This is a genomic window from Bacillus sp. MUM 13, assembly GCF_001866725.1.
Taxonomy (GTDB): domain Bacteria; phylum Bacillota; class Bacilli; order Bacillales; family DSM-1321; genus Peribacillus.
On sequence record NZ_MLYQ01000079.1, the window covers coordinates 1 to 19,509 of the forward strand.

General features: G+C 37.6%; 16 protein-coding genes and 2 pseudogenes. 4 read left to right on the top strand and 14 right to left on the bottom strand.

From position 1 onward, the window contains the following. Nucleotides 1-136 precede the first annotated feature (136 nt). Nucleotides 137-534 (top strand): annotated as a pseudogene (locus BIV59_RS22930) (peptidase M4 family protein); the annotation flags it as partial. A gap of 558 nt (nt 535-1,092) precedes the next feature. Here the strand turns inward: BIV59_RS22930 and BIV59_RS17085 are convergent. Both BIV59_RS17085 and BIV59_RS17090 read right to left on the bottom strand, forming a co-directional pair. After that, complete coding sequence (locus BIV59_RS17085; protein WP_071352665.1) at nt 1,093-1,542, bottom strand: ASCH domain-containing protein; 450 nt, start codon at nt 1,540-1,542, stop codon at nt 1,093-1,095. A 537-nt stretch (nt 1,543-2,079) separates the two neighbouring features. After that, nucleotides 2,080-3,366, bottom strand: a complete 1,287-nt coding sequence (locus tag BIV59_RS17090; RefSeq protein ID WP_071352666.1) for an IS110 family RNA-guided transposase — start codon at nt 3,364-3,366, stop codon at nt 2,080-2,082. Nucleotides 3,367-3,747: 381 nt separating this feature from the next. Here BIV59_RS17090 and BIV59_RS17095 point away from each other — a divergent pair. Next, nucleotides 3,748-4,339, top strand: a pseudogene (locus BIV59_RS17095) (IS110 family transposase); the annotation flags it as partial. A 262-nt stretch (nt 4,340-4,601) separates the two neighbouring features. Here the strand turns inward: BIV59_RS17095 and BIV59_RS17100 are convergent. The 9 genes from BIV59_RS17100 to BIV59_RS23775 all read right to left on the bottom strand — a co-directional run bounded on the left by BIV59_RS17100 (nt 4,602) and on the right by BIV59_RS23775 (nt 13,229). Then, complete coding sequence (locus BIV59_RS17100; RefSeq protein ID WP_083392232.1) at nt 4,602-5,639, bottom strand: serine hydrolase domain-containing protein; 1,038 nt, start codon at nt 5,637-5,639, stop codon at nt 4,602-4,604. A 78-nt stretch (nt 5,640-5,717) separates the two neighbouring features. Beyond that, complete coding sequence (locus BIV59_RS17105; protein WP_071352667.1) at nt 5,718-5,918, bottom strand: BA5345 family protein; 201 nt, start codon at nt 5,916-5,918, stop codon at nt 5,718-5,720. A gap of 153 nt (nt 5,919-6,071) precedes the next feature. Then, entirely contained in the window at nt 6,072-7,256 is a 1,185-nt protein-coding gene (locus BIV59_RS17110) for an ATP-grasp domain-containing protein (protein ID WP_071352668.1), read from the bottom strand. Continuing rightward, nucleotides 7,253-8,470, bottom strand: coding sequence for an MFS transporter (locus BIV59_RS17115; RefSeq protein WP_071352669.1), 1,218 nt, complete (start codon nt 8,468-8,470; stop codon nt 7,253-7,255). The genes BIV59_RS17110 and BIV59_RS17115 overlap by 4 nt, the downstream gene beginning before the upstream one ends. After that, complete coding sequence (locus BIV59_RS17120) at nt 8,467-9,663, bottom strand: ATP-grasp domain-containing protein (RefSeq protein ID WP_071352670.1); 1,197 nt, start codon at nt 9,661-9,663, stop codon at nt 8,467-8,469. The genes BIV59_RS17115 and BIV59_RS17120 overlap by 4 nt, the downstream gene beginning before the upstream one ends. A gap of 169 nt (nt 9,664-9,832) precedes the next feature. Further along, the gene (locus BIV59_RS17125; protein WP_240501936.1) at nt 9,833-10,741 is read right to left on the bottom strand and encodes an ATP-grasp domain-containing protein; all 909 of its coding nucleotides are present in this window, start codon (nt 10,739-10,741) and stop codon (nt 9,833-9,835) included. A 45-nt stretch (nt 10,742-10,786) separates the two neighbouring features. After that, the gene (locus BIV59_RS17130) at nt 10,787-11,890 is read right to left on the bottom strand and encodes a cysteine synthase family protein (protein WP_071352672.1); all 1,104 of its coding nucleotides are present in this window, start codon (nt 11,888-11,890) and stop codon (nt 10,787-10,789) included. Between the two features lie 15 nt (nt 11,891-11,905). Next, nucleotides 11,906-12,694, bottom strand: coding sequence for a ParB N-terminal domain-containing protein (locus tag BIV59_RS17135; protein WP_071352673.1), 789 nt, complete (start codon nt 12,692-12,694; stop codon nt 11,906-11,908). Nucleotides 12,695-13,055: 361 nt separating this feature from the next. After that, the gene (locus tag BIV59_RS23775; protein ID WP_170846182.1) at nt 13,056-13,229 is read right to left on the bottom strand and encodes a hypothetical protein; all 174 of its coding nucleotides are present in this window, start codon (nt 13,227-13,229) and stop codon (nt 13,056-13,058) included. Nucleotides 13,230-13,361: 132 nt separating this feature from the next. Between BIV59_RS23775 and BIV59_RS17140 the strand changes: the two genes are divergently transcribed. Continuing rightward, on the top strand, nt 13,362-14,651 hold the full coding sequence (locus BIV59_RS17140; RefSeq protein WP_071352674.1) for a helix-turn-helix domain-containing protein: 1,290 nt from the start codon (nt 13,362-13,364) through the stop codon (nt 14,649-14,651). A gap of 322 nt (nt 14,652-14,973) precedes the next feature. Further along, nucleotides 14,974-16,602: a M4 family metallopeptidase gene (locus BIV59_RS17145; protein WP_071352675.1), complete on the top strand. Its 1,629-nt coding sequence runs from the start codon at nt 14,974-14,976 to the stop codon at nt 16,600-16,602. A 232-nt stretch (nt 16,603-16,834) separates the two neighbouring features. Here BIV59_RS17145 and BIV59_RS17150 read toward each other — a convergent pair whose 3' ends face one another. From BIV59_RS17150 to BIV59_RS17160, 3 genes are all read right to left on the bottom strand, one after another. Further along, the gene (locus tag BIV59_RS17150) at nt 16,835-17,284 is read right to left on the bottom strand and encodes a hypothetical protein (RefSeq protein WP_071352676.1); all 450 of its coding nucleotides are present in this window, start codon (nt 17,282-17,284) and stop codon (nt 16,835-16,837) included. Between the two features lie 523 nt (nt 17,285-17,807). Beyond that, nucleotides 17,808-18,608, bottom strand: coding sequence for an ExeA family protein (locus BIV59_RS17155; protein WP_071352677.1), 801 nt, complete (start codon nt 18,606-18,608; stop codon nt 17,808-17,810). Then, nucleotides 18,601-19,509 (bottom strand): DDE-type integrase/transposase/recombinase (locus BIV59_RS17160; RefSeq protein WP_071352678.1); only part of this gene is annotated, 909 nt, incomplete at its 5' end. The genes BIV59_RS17155 and BIV59_RS17160, both read right to left, overlap by 8 nt.

Consider the following 19,509-nt stretch of genomic DNA (forward strand, 5'->3'; position numbering starts at 1 on the left):
CCCATGCCAGGCGCACAAAAGAAAGGGAACCAGCATCGTTGAGCTCGTTCCCTTTAATCAAAGGCACGGATGACTTGGATTTCGGGAGTCGTGAACCTGATGGATATGGATGCGGTAACCTGCACAAACCCTGTCGGACTATCTGATTGGGGAGGATATTTATACACCAGGCGTATCAGGGGATGCCCTTCGCTCGATGTCCAATCCGGCTGCTTACGGCGATCCTGATTATTATCCAAACCGATATACAGGCACAGCGGATAATGGCGGCGTTCATACCAACAGCGGAATCATCAATAAAGCAGCCTACCTGCTTTCAGCTGGCGGCACGTTCCATGGTGTCACCGTTTCGGGAGTTGCATTGATAAATTAGGAGCTATATTCTATCGCGCCAACACGGTTTATCTGACTTCATCTGCCACGTTCTCACAAGCAAAAGCTGCAGCCATTCAATCGGCAGCTGACCTTTATGGATCAAGCAGTGCAGAAAAAACAGCCGTTACAAATGCTTTCACTGCAGTAGGGATCAATTAATCCTGTTATTAGTTAGAAAGGAAACCAGCTTACTAAAAGTTGGTTTCCTTTCTTATGATACGTAATTTAAGTACAGACACACTTGCAATTTCGGTGGAACAAATATCGATCTTTGCTTCCCCTATCATTTTGTAAATAATAGTTTTTTATATTCCCTTTGAATTATCTTCGTAAAATTGAGATTTTACGCAAAGATAAAGCACTGATAAAGAAAATACTATTCCTTATAATGCGAAATTATTCTTCTGCTCTCCTTTCTCCTTCGTTTAAGTGTTTCAATCATCTTGATATGCAATTAGTGCATAGAATACTCAAAGTAAAGGAGTTGATTACGGCCATAGGAATGTACCATTTCTGCCATGTTTTTTACCTCCGATTGTCACAAGGTTTACCACTTGTTGCCAACAAATTTACCATTGGAGGATGTGTCAAGAAAACCGCAGATTTACAATGTTAAGGATTTTGAGAGATAAAAAAAGCCTAATTCCTCTGCATTTATACCGAGGAATTAGACTAATGTTCTTCCACAATCGCGCCCGATTGCTTAAGAATGAATCTTTACCCATTCTTCACATCCACCACTTTAAAACGCTCACAAACAAGGAGCATATCTTCCGAAAATTCACGTCCGATTGCGTTTAACTCATTTCTGAAGAACTTTTCATGAGCTTCCCACCAATAATTATAGGTCCTATCTCCTTCACCTTCTGCAATAGCGAACTCTTCAGTGACTTCATTCATAGGAGTTAGCGTAACCTCTACTGTCTTAATAATTGCTACAGGTTTATCATCGCTGTTTAAAATAATGCTGTAATCCTCCATTGTTGGCAGTGGTTCATTCTCCAGTTCATAAAAAATATATCCTGAGCATGTTGCAGTTTTACTTCCATCTATCACCAATTGCGCGAGATAATCAGGATCAGCCCCAAATTGCCATGCACTAACAGACTGAGGTTGATTTTGATTCTTCCAATATTCATTCCAGTATTCCTGAGCCGCTTGATTCATAGTATTCCTCCATATACGTCTTCTATTTTAGTAACATTCTATCAAAAATAGCTTAAGCAATCTAAAATCTTATTCCGTTAAATGGCCCTATTGTGGAACAAGTTAAAAATTTTTCCTTCAACTAAACTCCCTCTATATAGAAAGGAAAATCTCTTAATTTCTCTCATTTTCTCCAAATTACGTGGTAGTTTGTTTTAATATTCATTTGAGTATTGGAATAATGGTGTATTAAAGGAGAATTTTGGGAACAAAGTGAAAAAGCGACTGATCATTACCAAACCCACTTATCCAAAAAGTAGATAACTAGTTAAAGTATGGTTGCACTGGTGGATATCCACATTTCTCATGGAGGTCAACCCTCCCATATCTCACAGAGTCTTCGCTCCAAAATTCCTTCGTCCAACCTTTCCATGAGGTGGATGTCAGTCATGCTGCCCGACAGGGTCTTTGCCCGTATTTTAGTTGTTTTACTGACTAATCCGTGCTTCAAATGTTTAAAACAATCAACCTACTAATAATTTCAATCAAAAAAATAAATTAAGCTGCTACCTGTAATATAGCCATATGAGGAATGTCCCTTAACATGCGTTCTTCACTAAATTCACACTGCTTTTTACCGATCGTAAACAGAATACGTATGAGCTTATTACATATTGCAATTAGAGATTGCATCTTCTTCAAAGGATTATTTTGACGCTTTGTAAAATACTCATGTAATGCTTTAAATGCGGTATTTTTAGCGACCAAAGGCATTGCAACTCGAAAGAGGAGAGCTCTTAATGTCTTCCTACCTCTCTTTGTAATTTTTGTTTGTCCTTTGTGCTTTCCAGAAGTATTCTCCTTTAGACTAAGCCCTGCTAGTTTGATAACCTGCCTTGGGTGGGAATAGTAACTTAGGTCTCCTACCTCTGAAAAGAACCCTGCAACAGTGTCTTTCCCTATTCCCTTAATAGCCAACATTTGTTCAACACCTGGAATTTGTTCAAGTAGTTTATCTATGTTAGATTCCAGTTCTTCGAACTTTTCAATTATGAGTTCATATTTGTCTATTAACGTGCGAATCTCTAATTTAGCCATATCCGAACCTTCTCGAATGCCAATTGAAACAACTGCAACCTTCTTTAGTTCTTTTATTTTCCTGAGTCCCACTGCACGTTTAACAGCTTTTCGAAGATGTACTAGTATCTCTTGTTCAGAGAGAGCTACTAACTCATGTGGCAATAAATTTAGTTTTAATAATTGTATAGCCGATTTACCTTCCCAATCTTTAAAGACAGTAAGGAACTCTGGAAAATAGCGGTCTATCCAATTATGGACTTGCCCTTGAACTGCTTGAAGATCAACCGATAGGAAATCACGTATTTTTCTAGCCACACGAAGTTCTGCATATACTCCTTGTGGAATATTAGGTTCAGCATATCTCCCGTCTTTGACCAACTGTGTGATAACTCTTGCATCCTTTACATCATTTTTAGTTGGAGAATTATCATCTAACTCTTTACTTTTCTTTACATGCATAGGATTTACAACTACAAACTTGATATTTTTACCCTTAAGGAAGTGAGCTAAATTAAGCCAATAGTGACCTGTCGGCTCCATTCCTACAATCACTTTTTCCATTTTGTTTTGATCCATTAACTTATTTTTCCACTCTATGAAACAGTTAAAGCTAGAATCTGTATTTTCAAAGTATAAAGGTGCTGAAAATTCTAAACCTCTAAAGTCTTGGGCTCTTGCCACATGCTTGTATTTAGCAATATCAACACCTATAATTAATGTCTGAGAAGTAATTTGAGCAATCTTTTCATTTTGGTTATAATTCATTTAAATAACCTCCTGGTATTTGTGATTGTTGTCCTTTTTGCCTGCAAGCTTTGGACACTCATATCATACCAAGGGGCTTTTTTATGTTCAAACCTCATATTTCTTCATTACAGGAATGCTGCCCTTTCGTATTATAAGGTTAACCAGAATGCTAAATATTTCTGGTTGACCTTATTTATTTTGGTCTTATGATATCAGTATCCAGGGTAGAACGTAACTGCCCGTGGGGCTTTGGCCCCGTCAGCTAAACGGGTTGTCCCCTATTTGTAAAAAAAGATTGAGGCTGGTTGGGACTTAATCTCGTATAACAAGCGAAGCTGTGATACTGCATGGAGCATTAGGGGTTACTGGCAAATAACTAGTTTAGGAGGAAATTTTAGAATGAATCCGGTCATTGGTCTGGATGTTTCAAAAGGAGAAAGTCAAGTTCAGGCATTTTTAGACAAAGGCAAACCATACCGTTAATCCATTGATTTCTTATAAGGCTAAAAGTTCAAGTCTTCAGAAAGTAAAAACAGATGAGATAGATGCTTACCATCTCTGCGAGCTGTTTTATAAGGAGGATTTAGAGCCGTATAAGAAGCGTGGTGTGCAGCTATTAAACCTTCGGTATCTTACAAGACAGCACGAAAATATTACTGGTGTACTGATTCAAACAAAGCTACAATTCCAAGCGATCCTGGAACAGGTCTTCCCTGAATACAGAGGTGTTTTTGGTGACTTATATTCGGTAGTATCACTATTAACTCTTTCAGAGTTTCCCTCATCTGAAGATATTTTAGAGGCAAGTGAAGAAATATTTTCCGACAAAATCGCTGAGTTATGTAAAAGTCGTTCCTATCGATGGGCTAAAGAAAAAGCTACTCAGCTCAAGGTTGCAGCAAATCGAAATCCGTTTGAAAAGACCGTTTATCAGAGTCATATTTTATGTCTAGGTATGTATATCAATATCATTCTTCAATACAAAGAGCATTACATTGGATATATGCCTTACTAAAAAGAAAAACTGCTTTCCAAGACATAGCTTAGAAGCTATGTCTAACTAAATAACACAAAAACTTCCAAATCTATAATAAGGGAAGGTTATTTGCCATGCACAGTTTTAATATAGCATGAGATATTTTAAGTTTTTATTGAAAAATATTGACAAACTATTAGCTGGTTTAGTTACACAAGAAAAGCTGCCTAATAACAGCTTTAATCGTCAACTATGCACCTAAATCGATGTGAAATTATCAAACATTAAAGGATTGTATTTTCAAACAACTCATTAGAGTATCTCCAAAAGACCTAACATCAGTTAGATAATCATATCCTTCAGGTGAACCAAAGCTATTAAACATACGGACTGCCACCAAGTTTTCTTGTGGGATTACCAACAAAGTAACACCTGTATAACCTAGTATCTGGTATGAACCTTTTGGAACTCCTGTACCTATCTCTGATTTCTTAGCAGGTAAGTCTTTTACAAACCATAAGAAACCATTTTGCGGTAAATCTTGATCTATAGCTGTTGGGCTGTGTACCGATGTAGCCAATTGTATAATCTCTTTTGGAACAATTTGTTTTCCGCCTATGTTTCCTTGTTTGAGATGTAAATAGCCCCAAAAGGCTAATTCACGTGTAGACACATACATATTCATCTTGTCGCCTGCTGTGCTTTCACTTGTTTTCCACTGTGTATCTCCCTCATATCGAAGGATTACATCCATAAGGTTTTCGTGCCTGTCTGCATACCAATCGGATTCAGAAAAACTTAAAGGCGTAAATACCAGATCGTGAATAATATCTGATACTGTTTTTTTCGTTGCCCTCTTTATAATTTGAGTCAAAGCATCTATGCCAACCTGCCGGTATGTCCAGTTCTGCCCTGCGGGATATTCGCGAAAGACAGTTTGCTCCTTTTGATGTAAACCGTGCGTATGAGTTAATAAATGTCTGATTGTTGTGTCCTGCCATATGCTAACTTCTAATTCCGGAAGGTATTTCAACACTGGGTCATCTATACTGTCAATGTAACCGTAAAATACAGCATAGGCGACAGCAAAACCAATATAACTCTTTCTTACGGAAGCTACGTGAAATTGAGTATCCTCCTTCACTATTCTTGCTTCGCTTTTGTTAGATTGTTTTCCGATATATTCTTCTAAAACAATGGAGTCATTATGAATAACAAAAACAGAAGCTCCTGAACAAATAACTTGGTTAAAGGTGGCATTAACGTGCTCTAATATAGGAGAAAAATTATGATTTCGGTTATATGTAAGAAACAAATTTACAGTACCTCCAGTCGCTTATTCATACAGCTATATTAATTCTATTTTTTTGTTAATTATCCTCTATTTAAGGAGTTACAACGGAAAACCTTCTTCCACTGATTGAGCAGTATTGTAGTACGCAATTAACAAATAACCCAATGGAACCCCTAATACAGTTAAAACTGCACCAATTGCAAGGAGATCTGAAGCATTAGATACATACGGCAACAAAACCATATCCATCAACCATTCTGGAATACCCCATCTTACCAAATGTTTTGTATCAAAATTCATATGCTATCTCCTCTCATACTTTAGAGATTCGACAATACTCAATAATTACCTACTGTCGAAAAAAAAGGACTGCTAATAGCAATAAGAAAAAGCCGCCAAAGATGGTAGCGGTTAGTATGTTTCTTTTTACATTTTGGATTTCTCAAAATCGCCCTAATCGACTATGACACGGATCGTTTTATGAATATGATCTACCAGCATGTTGATTTCTTCTAAATCATCGCCAATCAATATCACATTTCCATGCCTATTAGTGGAATCTGTAGGAGTTTTAAGAGAGTCTCCCTCTTTAAAGGATAGGTTAATATCTATAACATGTGGATTTTCTCTTATATGTTCAACCCCCTCTACCTTTGATACGATACCCTCTTCAAAGAAAAAGAATTGATTCGAGGTGACATGCGCTGGATGTACTGGGAACACTTCAATCTCATATAAATCGTACATAAATAGGGCATAAAACATGCTGATTCCACTACTATGAAAGACTAAATCTGTAATTCCATCACCGCCGGGCCTTACATGAGTTTCAACGACCTTTGGGCCAAAATCTGTCAAGATTAACTCTGTATGTGTTAACCCCGTATTATGCCCGATACTATTAAGTATGGTTATCACGGAATCACTAATTTGCTTTTGTTGGACTTCTTCTAGACTATATGGAAATATGTGACCGGTTTCGATAAAATGAGGACTGCCGGTTGTATATTTTTCAGTGACGCCTATTATTTTATGCTCCCCATTATAACTAATGGCCTCTACACTAATTTCCTTACCTTGTAGAAATTCTTCACATATATAAATGATTCCACTACTTTCCTTGAATTCACCTTCAAAATTTCTAAAATCTTCATCGGAGGATACCTTGCATACATTCATGCTTCCCGCTCCCGATATTGGTTTTAGAATGTATGGGTAAGGGATTTTCCCTTTTACTTTCAGAAGGTCATTTTTCGTTTTTATCACTTCATTGAACACATATTGATTGTCTATTTTGTTTAGTACATCCCTCATAAGATGTTTATCCGTAGCTAACTGAACGGATTTGACAGAAATCCCTTGCAAGCCTAAAGATTCGCTTAGATAAGCTGCCAGCTGCACAGAATATTCACCAAAACCATAAATTTTATAAATAGGATAGACATGATGAAGCATTTTAGCGTATTGTAAGGCCTCGTAATAATGATCCCAGTCAAACACAAACACTTTATCTGCCAGGTTAAAGATATCATTATTAATTTGGTTCTTTTTAATATAGACAAAAATCTCCTTATAGCCAGCACGGCGCGCATCTTCAATTACATTTGGTCTTGGGCTAATTAATAATGCCGTTCTCATACTACATCCTCCTTGATAATCTCTTGGGCAGACTCTTTTAAAAATTTCTTTATAGGCCAAATAAGGCCGACACCCGCTAATCCGACTAAACAATATAACATCCATAATACGTGGATATTATGATTTGACCCCCATTCATAACCGTAACCGCCTATTAAACTACCTAGCCCTCCACCAATCATAAAACTAAATGTCATAAACCCCAGATAGCTTCCCATTAATTTTTTCGGTGCTAGTTTAGTTGCCATATTGTCCAGGGTGGGCGGGAGTAAGATTTCGCCCAATGTCAGCAAAAAGGTAAATAGAAATAAAATCATTACGGTATCGGAGAGAACCAAACTTATAAAGGCACAAGCCAAAAAAAACATTCCTAAAACTAAAACAGTATGTTCGTGAAATCTTTTTTGAAAAAAGACCATAACTGGATACTGCAGAACTATTATCAATATTCCATTGAAGGTAAACAGCGTCCCTGTCAGCTCTGGTCTATGATAGTAATCTTTAATGTATATGGGTACGCTTAAATTGAATTGGACATATAGAAAGTAAAAGAAACTAACAGCAAAAGTTAAATAAAGAATTCTCTTATCCCTGAAAATGGCCCACATACTCGTCGATGGAAGATTTTCATTTTCTTCAACCTCCATGATTATCTGTTTTTTCCTTGAGATTAAGATAAATACCATTACATGTAATAATGCTGCTGAAAGGAAGATGGCATGTATGGAGTATACATATAAAACTCCGCCTAAAATGGGCCCAATAGCGGCACCAAAATTAATCACTGTATTTCTGAGTGCAAAAACAGATGAAATGATTGCCTCATTCCCTATCGACATTGTCACTTTTAAGGAAGGAGTTATGAGTGCCCCACCCAAACCAACCAGTATTGCAGACAGTATGATAAGAGCCTTATTTAAAGAAAATAGAAACATTATGTATCCGACAATACGAATTGATAAACCAGTCAGGCAAATATACTTTGTCCCTAATTTATCGCTTAAATATCCGCCGAAAAATGTGAATCCCTGCTGGCTAATGGAAAACATCAATAAAACAACTCCGATAAAAGACGCCCTAAAACCTAAATCAGAAATATAAATCGATACATAGGGCATGAACATGAATGTGCCTAAACTGCTGATTAAGATTCCCACGATTGCAGCCTTAGATAAAGGAGTCATATTTTTGAAGGTTTTCATGATGGTTTTCAATGTGCTGCTTCACCTTCATTTGACCATGATAACTGGCTTCTAAACCACGCATCTAAGCGATTCAATCGTTCAACAAGGATATCTGAACTTTCACCTTCTATCATCAAACCAGCCACTTTGTCGATACTCCTTGCAGGTGAATTAAAATCCGTACCAACCTCACTTTTCTGATAAACCTTCACCCAGTCAAAAGGGATGCTTTCCGGAATCCCTGTCAATTTCCCTTTGATTGGCGGAATAAGTAAAAATCCATGAAGCTTTTGTTCTTCTCTAGGCACATCCTTTTGTTCTAGACCCATTTGACCCCTGAACCATGCGTTCTTTAAGTTTATCCCATACGTCTCCTGGACCGCCTGAAGGATATAGCCACCTCCATAACGGCTTGCTATTTCACAAAAAACTAGCTTTCCCTCTCTGTCCCGGAATACTTCGCAGTGATAAACTGCATTTTCAGGGCATTCGAATGACAGCAGCAGCTGCTTTAGGAATTCTTTTACTTCGATTGCTTCCTTACTCTCCGAATGGAGCTGATAACTCCCCAAGCTGCTGTTATTAGTAAAGGCTATACAGCCATTCCAGTATTTAGATACACTTGTAAGGACTTCATTTCCATTTATAAATAAAGAGTCGATATGATACATATCTCCATCTATAAATGTTTCCACTTCCATTGAATATTGCTGGGACTTTTTTGAATACTCTTTTATGTCCTCATCATTATGGATGATGGTAAGACCCCTGGAAGCACCTTGGTCAATAGGTTTTATGATGAGCGGATATCCATGCTCGTCAGCAAAATCATACACATCAAAAATAGATTGTATTTGTCTATAATTTGGAGTGGCTACAGAATTTTTAGCGTATTCCTTCATTATGACTTTATTTCGAAAGGATACTCCGCTCTTCTCACTTTGACCTGCAATGCCTAATCGATCACGAATTCTTCCCACTCTTATTAAGTCATATTCATCATGTGCGATGATTGTATGAATGTTATAAATCTTATGCAGCTCTAAAACTCTGCTTTCCAAATACTCATTTTCACTCATATCCGGAATTTCCTCATAATATTTAAACATATGAGAATTGTTTAATTTGGGTGTGGTAAGCACGATCATTTCATGAAGATTCTCCGGCGCAATCTCTTTCAAATCCAGGTTCTTGTCATATGAATTGATGATTAATGTAAACAAAATGAAACACCTCATGTCATAGCTATTTGTCAAACTGTTTCTGGTCTAATATCATGAACCGACTTATTAATAATTAAATAAAGAAAGAGAACCAGTGAAGATTCTTCTTTCCCGTTACAAACTATTTCCAATTAATTAATTAATTAATTAATATCTTCCTAAATCAAACTCATTGAACTAATTCCTTGGATAGTTTAACCAGCATTTTAGCGATTTCAAATTCGTTGGTATCTGGGGCATCCTCCATGAATCCTGGCAGAGAAAAATTCGGGCAAGTATTTACCTCTAAAACTCTGTAGCCTGTTTCAGGGTCTTCCAACAAATCTACACCGGCGATTTGAGCGCCTAATGCTTTTGCTGCTCTTTCCGCTATACTTGCAAGGTCCTTCTCAATCTCATCTATGATAATAGGCTTGCCTCCTCTAGCAACATTGGTCACCCATTCTCCTTCAGGTGTATATTTATAAAAGGCTGTAGTAGCTTTATAATCAATACATATTACCCGAATATCCCTGTTTGGTTTTTCAAAATAAGGCTGAGCATAAAAGCTTTCATTATACCGGGCAAATGTTCTGGCTAGATCGGTCAATAACTCCGGTTTTTCTACTTTCATTACGGATTGACCCCCGGCACTGACAATTTGTTTGTGCACAAGTGGAAATTCAAGCTGATCTGTCCAGTTATTTACATACTTTTCGGAAAACCCGCTTATGACTGGAAAATGAGGAACATTATTTCTGTGAAGGGCTTCTGAATTCAAATATTTATTTTGTCCGCAGAAAAGTGTATCCGCTTTATTTACAACCGGAATACCCGATCTTTCAAAGGCATACAGTAAATTCATGCCTATCTGTAATATGTCTTCGAAAACCCAGCCCAGGACTGCTGAGGGCTTTAGCTCTATCTTATCCAAATAAAAACGTGTGCCTGATTGGTCAAACATAGTGATGATATCCCGGGGGTCCACTACTAAACTATCCATTTCAAGCTTATTTAATTGTTTACTAAGGGCTGTATGATCCAGATGGTCCTCTTCATTTGCCAGGATTAAAACAAAGTTTTCTTTTATGCTGTTCATCACTATATATTCCTCCTCTAACTTTTTCTTTTTCAATTTCGGACCTTAATACACGGCGATAGATTTTCGCTTCTGAATGATGTTCTTGCTGGGACTTCCTAAAATATCAATAAGTTCGGGTTTATAATTTGAAACTTGGGCAGGCTGGTTCGAATAAATAGATAAATCCCCAACTTTCTCCAATAAACTATGTACAGTCGCATCACAGTTAAACATCTTTGTTTCCATCCAGGCATCATTATAAATCGTATCTAAATATCTTTCTCCACTATCTGAAGCTATACATAAGATATTTTCGTACTCTCCTGATTGGGCAATTTTCATGGCTGCCATGAGTGAGGCTCCCGTACTGCCCCCAACCAAAACGCCTTCTTGCTTTGCAAGTGTTCTGCAGGCCATAAACGCTGATTCATCCGGGACTTTGTAAATTTCATCAATTAAGTGGATATCTTCTATATTCGTAGGTGTCCAGCTTAACCCCATACCTGGCAGCAGGTAACTATGCTCTTGGCCGCTGAAAATGGATGAGCCTACAGCATCGACAGCAATTATTTTAGTATTCTGATAATTCTCTTTAAAAAATCTTGAAATTCCTCCGGTTTGTCCCCCTGTTGAAACAGCGATGACTATGGCATCGAGTCCTTGCGGGAATTGCTTAGCGATTTCTGGTCCCGTTTTATAGTAATGTGCATCAGCATTATTGGGGTTAAAACACTGATCTGGCCTGAAGGAATTCTCGATTTTCCTATGGAGTTCGTTCGCAAGTTTAATCCGGTTTTTATGATAGGAACCGCTGTCATCTTGTTCGGTTACGACAATAATTTCTGCCCCAAATGCTTTCAGCATGGACAGGTTTGCTTGCGTTGTCTTTGGATCGACCAGAATAATGACCTTATAGCCTTTGGATGCCCCAATCATAGCCAAAGATATCCCGAAATTCCCCGACGATGATTCAATGATGGTGTCTCCTGGTTTAATTAAACCTTCTTTTTCTGCTTGTTCTATGAGATATAGAGCTGGGCGGTCCTTAATGCTTCCTGCTGGATTCCCTCTTTCGATTTTTACATGTATGTTCGAATTCATGCTTTGAGTTAATCGCTGTAAGGTAATATAGGGTGTATTGCCAACTAAATCTGTTACAAGAGCCATCCTTCATTCTCCTTTTTATAAATTGACAATAAAAACAGGATCTTCGTAATATCTAATCGACTGATTCCAGATATTCACCATGTATTCTAGCTGATTAGTTTCAAATGATGGCTGATTCAATATCTCCAGCGGTATATTGATATTAAGTAAACGGCCAGGCATGACAACCCGTGTGATGCCTGCAGGCAAAATCAAGTTGTTTTTCCCTATCTCAATAAGGTCATGGTAATCAAATGCTTCATACTTAATAAATGCCTCTCCTGCTTTAATCTCTTCTGCATGACCTGGAGCCACTCTCTTAATTTCTCCTAGTGTATTAGATGTATAGAACTCATTTAATTTATTCGTTTTTACAATTTTAGCTTCTAATTCATGTTCAAAAGGCAGTGTATAAACCTCAATTACTTTTTCGCCAAGCATTTCAATTTGTGCTATTTTTTGTCCGCTATTACTCTCCAATGAAAATTCACTGGATGCCTCTAATTGATTGATCAATTTTTCAGATTGTACTACATGGCCCCATGCCTCAATTTTTAATTCATTAAAGAGATTAAATTTAGGTTCTTGAATGATAGCTTTCTTGTATCCAAGTTCCTTTAAGGCACTTATTCTATGGGCACCATCTAAAATTAAGTGCTTATCTTTTGAAATTTTCATTGCAAGAGGAGGATTTTTCAGTATTTGATGCTGACTGATTTCATTGGCTATTCTCCTCAATCGGTTATCATCGATTTTTTCATGTAACGCGACATTTTCCAGATTGACTATTTCTAGACTATCGAATATAGAATGACAATGTTCCATGCGAGTCTCCTTCATATATGATTGGCTCTAACATCAAATCATTTTGTCAGCAGTACTGATTAGCATTTGAAATACCTTGATGGATTTCGTCTATCCCAACCCTCCTAACGTTAATAAAATTAACAAAGTTAATATATAATACAATTATTTACCAAGTCAAACATTATTTTCAAATATGAACAAAATTTCAAATATTTCACAAATCGTACATTGACTAAAATATAATTTTTTCCTAAAATCCATTACAAGACGATAATCAAAATGCCAACTCCCCTTGTTTGGAAGCGAGACCAACGAATTAGATTCCAACAAAAAACTGAGTTAACAAAAATGTTAACTCAGTTTAAATAGTTAAGTAGTATTATTTTACTGTGGGCCATACAGGATCAAGATTTGGGACGGTTGCAGAAGCTAAATCTGTATGACTGGCTACTGTCCCTATACTGGAATGATTATAACTTTGTAAATGAGGCAGAATGAGGGAGCCCCCTGCAACAACTAATATAGACAATACAAAGATTTTTATCTTCTTCATTTTAAACTCTCCTTATGGTAAATTTAACTAACAATGTTAATATATTATATATAAAATGGCAAAGTCAACCAGTTTATAGTAGTAAAGTTTTAGTTTAAACCAACAAAAAAATTTAGAAATAGGTGATTTTACATGATTGCGGAATTTGGAGAACGGATTAAAGAAAGAAGAAAGTCACTTGGCCTAACCCAGGATGACTTAGCAGGGCCGCATCTCAGTAGAGGAATGATTAGTCTAATTGAAAGAAATCAAACTACGCCATCAATAAAAACTTTAGATTTCATTGCGAGTAAACTAGGAGTAAGCTTAGGAGAAATTCTCGGGGAGAATCATGAACAGGAGAAGTTGAACCCCATTGAAGCAGAAAAACTGGTAAAAATGTGTATGGCTCTCTATAACAGCAATAAAGTTGAAGAAGCTGAGGTTATCCTGCAAGATTTAATGGGCAATTTGGATGACTATACCGTTAAAGGTGAAGCTTTAAAGCTAATGGCTGATATTAAGAGTCATATGAATATGGAAGAAGCCGTACTGTTATATAAAGAATCGTTATCCTATATAACACCTTTTGAAATCAGCAAGCATATCGAGATCTATTATGCATTATCCCTAAATTATCTCCTGATGAACAATTACCATATGTGTATAGAAAATGCCTTATATGCTACCGCCTTAATCAAATCGAATATTTATGATAAGTACGATCCGCTCCTTCATATAAAATTGCTTTATAACCTTGGGTTAAGCTATTCCAGGATCGGCCAGTATGAAAAGGGACTCACTATTATCGACGAGGCTCTCAGTATAATGGATGAACAGAATTTCAGTTATTCACTTGGATCATTCTTGATGCTTAAGGGAGTTTCGCAGCTGTATCTTGGACAGATAGAAGAAGGAATAAAAACGAACAGCCTTGCACTAAGCCATCTTAACAAAGATGAAAATTCCGTAGAAATAATTGGCTGTCAAACAAACTTGGGAATTCTTTATAGAGACTCAAATGATTTTTCCAGGTCTATTCAATATTTAGAGAGAAGTCTAGATCATTCTATTGATCTCGGTAAAGAATGGTATATCGTTAACAACTACTATGAATTGACGTTGACCTACTTGAAGTTCGAAAGATTCAACGAGGCTAAGCGAATGGCCAGTCAAGGCTTGAAAGATTGCAAAAATGAGTTATTCATAGCCAAACTGCTTCTTTCCTTGACTCAGATTGAAATAAAACAACATATGTTTTCAAAGGCTGAAGAGTATATAGAAAAAGCCATTTCGATTTTGAAAAACCACACGGACTCACAATTATTGTCTAAATGTTATGTGGTTCAAGCAACGATTTACTCGACTCAGGGTTTACATGAAAAAGGAAGTTTTTATTATCAAAAAGCTGCTCAATTAATGCTCAATAATTATTCGTTTTAAGATCTTTTAAAAATATCATTCTGTATTTTGATTTTTAATATCCTCTCCTTTATAAACCATAGAATAGAAGCGTAACCGATTTCCGTTAATAGAAATCGGTTATTTATTTTTTTAATTTTATCTATATGAATTGTCCCCACTATTATTAATACATTAGTTTAAAAATATAACTAAAAGAATATTTATAGCCAATAAAACTATTAAAGTTTAATAAAACTTGCAATTAATTTAATAAAACTTGCAAAAATTGATGTTTTTTTAATTTTCATAATTAATAGTTTTATATTACATTGAGTGTATTACAAAAAAGGAGTTGGGTTATTTGAAAGGTAAAATCGTTGCAGGCACTGTATTATCTCTTGGATTAATGGTTTCAGTTCTTCCGCACTCTGAGGCATTCGCTGCTTCTAAAAATGTATTAAGCACAGAGAAGTTCAATAAAGAAAAAGATTCTGCTGAATTCAAGTCAGGAAATCTGACCGCTCCCTCAAGCGAAGCACCTGAAACGATTTTATATAACTTCCTAGACAAAAATAAACAATCTTATAAACTTGGCAGCAAACACGCTAAGGATTCTTTCAAAGTACTCAAAAAGAGCAAGGACGAGCTTGGAAATACGGTACTGAAGCTTCAGCAGACCTTTGAAGGCGTCCCTGTTTTTGGCTCCACACAGGCGGCTGTCCTTAAAGATGATGGTGTATTGAATGTAGTGTCGGGTACAGTGGTATCTGATCTTGACACAAAGCTTGAGAAAAAAGACAAAAAAGGCATTAAGGCCTCACAAGCGGTCAAAATTGCTGAAAGCGACCTAGGTTTCACTCCTAAATATGAGCAGTCTCCAAGTCCTGAGTTGGTCGTGTTTACGACGAATAACGATGCGGATTTCGCCTATAAGGTGAATTTAAACTTTTTGGATCCGAAACCAGGAAACTACTATTATTTCGTATCTGCAAAAACAGGGGAAATCTTAAATAAATATAATACACTGGATGAAGTCTCCGGTACAAACTCTGTCGGAACCGGTACAGGGGTTCTTAAAAACACGGTCTCACTTAATACGACTCTATCCAGCGGAAAATACTATTTACAGGATAACACGAGAGGCAATGGTATTTTCACCTACAATACGTACAACTCATCAAGCTTACCGGGAACGCTTTGGTCGGATGCGGACAACGTATTCAGTGCGACCAATGATGCTCCTGCGGTAGATGCCCACTATTATGCAGGCAAAACTTATGATTATTATAAATCTACTTTCAATAGGAACTCTTATGATGGCTACGGTTCAGCTTTAAAATCAACCGTTCATTATGGAAGCAACTATAATAATGCATTCTGGAACGGCTCACAAATGGTATACGGAGATGGAGATGGCTATACATTCATCCCTCTATCAGGCGGATTGGATGTTGTGGCCCATGAATTGACGCATGCTGTGACTTCATCTGAATCCAATCTGGTTTATCAGGGAGAATCAGGAGCATTGAATGAAGCGATTTCCGATATCTTCGGAACAGTCGTGGAATTTAAATATCAGGCGTCCAAAGCGGATTATCTAATTGGGGAGGATGTCTATACACCTGGCGTATCAGGGGATGCCCTTCGTTCGATGTCCAATCCGGCTGCTTACGGCGATCCTGATTATTATCCAAACCGATATACAGGCACAGCGGATAATGGCGGCGTTCATACAAACAGCGGAATTATCAATAAAGCAGCCTACCTTCTTTCAGCTGGCGGCACGTTCCATGGTGTCACCGTTTCGGGAGTCGGCATTGATAAATTAGGAGCTATTTTCTATCGCGCCAACACGGTTTATCTGACTTCATCTGCCACGTTCTCACAAGCAAAAGCTGCAGCCATTCAATCGGCTGCTGACCTTTATGGATCAAGCAGTGCAGAAAAAACTGCCGTGACAAATGCTTTCACTGCAGTAGGAATCAATTAATCAATCCTGATATTAGTTAGAAAGGAAACCAGCTTACTAATAGTTGGTTTCTTTCTTATGATACGTAATTTAAGTACATACACAATTTTAATTGTGGTGGAACAAATATTGATTTTTGTTTACAAATTTTTGTAATAACAATAAAATGGAGAAGCTGTAATCACCAACTCTCATACACTCACCTTCTTTGCTCAAAAATAAAAGCATCTAAATAAATGGATGCTAGTCAATGTTATAAATTTTTATTGGCATAGAAATAAACTTTCCATTCAACTAAAATCTGGCCATCTTCTGCCTGATTAACTTCGAGTGTGATTGGTAATTTCATAACTCTTACTTCAGATTCCGCAATGTATTTTATAGGTACTTCAACACCATGAGGTAAATATATATCTGCAAGTATTTTGTTGTAATGCCGTACAGTAGTTGAAACACCATAATTAGAAATGTAATTCACAAATACTTCTTTAGCCCTTCTGAAGCTTTCGTTTTTCCATTCATAAAACGTAATCTGCTCTCTAGAATCCTGGAGTGCATTAAAGGTCCCTTCTATATAGGCCTTATCTTCTCTAGATAAAGTGCTCCAAAAAAGATTAATATCATCTTTTTCTAAGGAATCCATAAAATCTATGACTAAACCTGATTGTTGAGGATGCAATTTTTCATTAAATTGGTATTCCATTACTCATTCCCCCTTCTGTCTACTCAATTCACACGAATGGAGATTTCCTCCTTCATTTTAAATTAATTTTCACCCTAGCAAATCCATTTTGCTAGATAGTTTTCTTGTTTTCTATAGGAATCTCGCTCTAATGAATGAAGGGAAAATATTTTTACTGTACTCCACGTGGGTAAAATACGTAAACCACATAAAAAAACATTATTAATGACGTACTGCATTGTCAGGAAATTGACGTTATTATTTGTCCTAAAACTGACGGATTTACTGTCCAAAATGAAAGGGAAGCAGTCTTTTGCTTCCCCACCGATTTTAGAAATCTACTTGATACGTCTCATTTTTCTTGAGATAGAACCTTACGTGTATACCATCCTTCTACAACTCCATGCGGCCGGAAAGAGTTCTTCCATTCCCTAGATGAAGGTCAAACCATTCACCACATCGCACACTTTGTACCCGAACTGTCTCCCCAAAACACAACCCAATAATCCAACTTCACGGTAGTTCGTTTCTTTCCAGCGGCTTGTCATGAAAGTTCCCCTTGGATGACTTGTTTGATCATGTGGTCATCAATGATTCTCCGGCCATTTTGCGAGCCAAATAGAAGACTATGTGTACACAATTTATTTATGAGCCTTGCGGCTCCACCAGAGTACCGGTGGATTTCATCAATCGCGCCATCAGAGAATATGGGCTGATCAACTCCTGCATACTGAAGGTGCTTGGATACATATTCTCCAAGCTGCGCCTTGTCGAGGTGCCCCAACTGGAATTGGATATCAATCCTTTGGCGTATCGCTGCGTATGACTGTAGCCGCAGGCGATCCCATAATTCACTCTGGCCGACCAGAATAAGCGCCATTGGACTTTGTGAATCCATTTTAAAGTTCAGTAGGAAACGAACTTCTTCAAGCATTTCCCGGTCCAATAAATGAGCTTCATCCACTACAACTACAGGCTGTAATCCTCGTATGCCTTTCATTAATTCAATCTCACGGTGAAGTTGTCTTTTCGCATCCCCGCGATAAAACTTTGCTTCAGACCCTAATTGTTCCAAAAGCCCTTTGTAAAAATGGCGAGGAGTCAACTTAGAGTCGGACAGATAAAGGACATGGAATTTCCCTTTATCCAATTTGTCTACAAACTTACGAATTGTCGTTGTCTTTCCAGTACCGCTATCCCCACTCAGAACGGCAAAAAGCTGTCTTTCAGCTGTATACTTCAGTCTTCCAAGGATTTCTTGCATCATGGAGGAATCATACAATTGGTCAGTCGGAAGATCTCTGGCGAAAGGTGTATGATCCATTTCATAGAAAGCTTCAAACACGGGAATCGTCCTCCTTCCAAACAGCACGGAAGGTTACGGCTGGCTTCTGCTCGATTTGGCGTTCCTGATTCTTTCGTTCAGCTGCCTTTAATAATCTTGAAGAGTCAACCCCCTGCACCTGCAGGTGCTCAGGTAACGCTGGGCGTTTCCCGGCCCGTTCTCCTATGACAAGCTTTTTGGCTTTCCAAGGAGTATAATCTTCGAATTCAATGGTAAGTTCTTCGATATTTGCGGGGTCATAGACAACATCAACCTGACGTCCAATGAATGCCAAGCCCACTTCATATTTTTGATCCATGAAACTGATGCATCCCGATTTATCAACTTTCCTTGTGTCGGAATGTAGAAATGCATGGCTCAATGTATCGGGATCGATGAACCGAATTGCTTTTTTATCTGAACGAAATGCCGTTTCCGGGCTGATTTTCTCCTCAAGGGCAGAATGAGACTTATTCTGATAACACTCTGTCAGCCATACTTGGAATAGTTCATTCAGGCGATCAAGGGTATTGGGTTTTTCGATGACTGCTTCACTGATGAATGAATCTATAACTCTATTAAACCTTTCAATTTTGCCTTTCGATTCTGCTGAGTATGGTCTTGTGTAAGTAAGGCGAGTGCCTATTTTTGAGCAGGTACGGGACATCCATTTGGTTCGATATTGCTTCCCATTATCAAAATAAACCGCCTCTGGAACACCGTATTTTTGGATGGCCTGCCGAAAGGCATCCTCAATGATTCTTGAATCCAAGGTAGGGTAGAAAGCTGCATGAAGCACATACCTGGTGGCGTCATCGATAAAAGCGACAAGATACACTTGTTTCTTCATTCCATTTGGACCAATCGGCAAGTAAGGGTCATACTTGATATCAGACTGCCAGAGTTGGTTACGATGGCGTTT